This window comes from Phycicoccus sp. (genome assembly GCF_035325325.1).
In the GTDB taxonomy this organism is placed as follows: domain Bacteria; phylum Actinomycetota; class Actinomycetes; order Actinomycetales; family Dermatophilaceae; genus Phycicoccus.
In genome coordinates, this window is sequence record NZ_DAOLAC010000020.1 from 1 (window position 1) to 2,835 (window position 2,835).

Here is a 2,835-nt window from a genome sequence, read left to right on the forward strand (position 1 = left end):
GCCAGCGACTGCAGCTCACCCAGGGCGGCCGACCACTCCTCGACCGAGCCCCGCGCCTCGACGGGCGAGAGCGCCTGCTCGACCACCCGCCGCGCCGCGCGCGCGGCCGCGACGACGTCGCCCGGCCCGGTCGTCGTGGTGGTCATCTGAGCCCCCTTCCCAATGCCCTGACTCTACCGGCGGCCACCGACACCCCACCTGCTTCATCCACAGGTAACCAGCTGTCCCGCAACGCATCCTGTCCCGAGCCGGGGTCTGTGGAGAACTCGCCCGTGGCGTCGCCGCAGAGCTCGCCCGTCGTGTGGCTCCAGGACTCGCCCGCCACCACGGCGGGCGGGGCCTCGGCACCCGGACCGGTCGTCGCGGTGGTCGTTGCGGTCATCGGTGCCCCTTTCCCCGTTGCACCCAACCTCCCGGCGACCACCGACACCCCACCCCTGCCAACCACGGGTAAGTGGTTGTCCTCCAGATGATCTCGTGACGATTGCTCCCCCGTGGACGACCGGCGCCGCGCCTCGGCTCAGCGACCCCGGCCCGGTGAAATAGGCTGGGAGCGTGCCGACGACCCCCGCGTCACAGCCCGCCCCGCCCACCGCCGAGTTCGCCACGGCGCTGCGCCGGTTCGGTGGCTTCGTCGTCGACTGGGTGCTCAGCGCGCTCGTGACCTTCCTCGTGCTCCCGTTCGACCTCGCGGAGCCGGGCGTCCGCCCGCCGATGATCCTCGGCGTCCCGACGAGCACGTGGGCCGTCGGCGGCGTCTTCGTCGTCCTCACCACCGTCCTCGTGTCGCTCACCGGCTCCAGCGTCGGCCACCGGCTCATGGGCCTGCAGGTGTGGCAGGTGCGCCCCGGCCCCTTCCCGCTCCAGGTGCTCCTCCGCTCGGTGCTCGCCGCCCTCGTCCTCCCGGCCGCCGTCACCGTCGGTGGCCGCGGGCTGCACGACCTCGCCGCGGGCACCCGCATCGTCCGCCCCACCGTCCCGGCCACGCCGGGGGAGTGACGTACCGGACACCGGCGGGTCGGGCCGTCGCCGGCGCGGGAGACTGGGCGTGCCGGGAGCAATCCCGGTGGCGCACACGGTAGGCGACCCAGTGCAGCGTTGCCGTGTGGTGCGTCGAGGCCCCCGGTCGGCAGGGAGACCGGGGGCCGTCGGGCGACGTCCCCGCAGAGCGGGCGTGGGGCGGGGCCTCAGCGGCCGCGCATCGCCTTGCGGTCCATGCGGGCCTTGGTCGGGTCGACGCCCTTGGGGATCGGCGGCTTGAGGCCACCGAGCGAGGTGAGGCGCTTGTTGACGACGGAGACCTCCGCCTTGCTCAGCACGGGGCGCATCCGGGTCAGCTTGCCCGAGAGCTTCTTGACCGGCACCTGACCCTCGTCGTCACCGACCGTCCACAGGTGCACGGGCACGCCGGGCGCGACGCGGGCGACCTTCTTCTCCTCCTGCTTGAGGAGCTTGGCGACCCGGCCGGCGGGGCCCTCGCCGATGAGGACGATCCCCGGACGGCCGAGCGCGCGGAAGACCATCGCGGCGCCGGCCATGTCCTGGGGGCGGGTGCCGCGGGCACCGTCCAGTGCGACCGGTTCCTGCGACGCGAACCAGCCGCGCCGGCCCATGCCGGTCAGGGCCGCGCCGGCCGCGCCGACCTGTCCGTCGAGGGCCTTGTACATCGCCGTGTTGCCGCGCCGGTTCATGACGATGACCGCGGCGAGCAGGGCCGTGGGGATCGCGACGAGCACGGCGTAGATGAGCCAGCCGCCGCCGAAGTACGCGCCGATGCCGATGACGACGGCCGCGGCGAGGAGGGCGGCACCGAGCATCCACCACCCGAGCTTCGGGTCGAGCGACTTGATCGCGCGGTAGGCCTGCCGGATCTCGGCGATGCGGCCCTGCTTCTTCTCGGGTGCGTCGGACACGGGGAGGTGCTCCTGGTCGGGGACGTGCGCCGGCCCGCGTGCGTGCGGGGGCGACCCTCAGGATACGGGGCGGGAGGCCCGGGCCACCAACGCCGCCGCCTCCTGGCGGGCCGGGTCGGACGCAGCCTCGGCGAGGTGGGCCAGGTGCTCGGGCACCGGGCGGCCCCAGCGCTTCATCGCGGTCGCCCAGAGGCGTCCGGCGCGGTAGGAGGAGCGGACCAGCGGCCCGGCCATGACGCCCTTGAACCCGACGTCGGTCGCGACGTCGGACCAGTGCACGAACTCCTCGGGCTTGACCCACCGGTCGATCGGGTGGTGCATCGGGGAGGGGCGCAGGTACTGGGTGATGGTGAGGATGTCGCAGCCGGCGTCGTGGAGGTCGCGGATGGCCTCCTCGACCTCGTGGTCCTCCTCGCCCATCCCGAGGATGAGGTTGGACTTGGTGACCAGCCCGGCCTCGCGGGCCATGGTCAGCACGCGCAGCGACTTCTCGTAGGTGAAGGCCGGCCGGATCCGCTTGAAGATGCGCGGCACCGTCTCGAGGTTGTGCGCGAACACCTCGGGGCGGGCGTCGAAGACCTGGGAGACCAGCTCGGGGCGGGCGCCGAAGTCGGGCGGGAGGATCTCGACACCGGTGTTCGGGTTGAGCGCGTGGATCTGGCGGATCGTCTCGGCGTAGAGGCCGGCGGCGCCGTCCGGGCGGTCGTCGCGGGCGACACCGGTGACCGTGGCGTACCGCAGCCCCATCGTGCGGACCGACTCGGCGACCTTGCGCGGCTCCTCCGGGTCGAGCGGCTGCGGGCGACCGGTGGCGATGTCGCAGAAGTCGCAGCGGCGGGGGGGGGGGGGACCGCCCGCGGGGAAGGGGGGCCGGCGCCGCCTCCCGCAAACCCAGGCGGTCTCGGGGGCCGCCCCCCCGCAC

General features: G+C 74.0%; 3 protein-coding genes. 1 reads left to right on the plus strand and 2 read right to left on the minus strand.

Features of this window, described 5'->3' with window-relative positions:
* The first annotated feature begins 555 nt into the window (after positions 1-555).
* A complete protein-coding gene (locus PKA89_RS12440) occupies positions 556-999 on the plus strand; it encodes an RDD family protein (protein WP_324419886.1) in 444 nt (147 codons plus the stop codon).
* Positions 1,000-1,187: 188 nt separating this feature from the next.
* Here the strand turns inward: PKA89_RS12440 and PKA89_RS12445 are convergent, their stop codons facing one another.
* Together PKA89_RS12445 and PKA89_RS12450 are read right to left on the minus strand one after the other, a co-directional pair.
* On the minus strand, positions 1,188-1,913 hold the full coding sequence (locus PKA89_RS12445; protein ID WP_324419888.1) for a DUF4191 domain-containing protein: 726 nt from the start codon (positions 1,911-1,913) through the stop codon (positions 1,188-1,190).
* A 57-nt stretch (positions 1,914-1,970) separates the two neighbouring features.
* Positions 1,971-2,835: lipoyl synthase (locus PKA89_RS12450; RefSeq protein ID WP_324419890.1), on the minus strand; the 865-nt coding region annotated here is incomplete at its 5' end.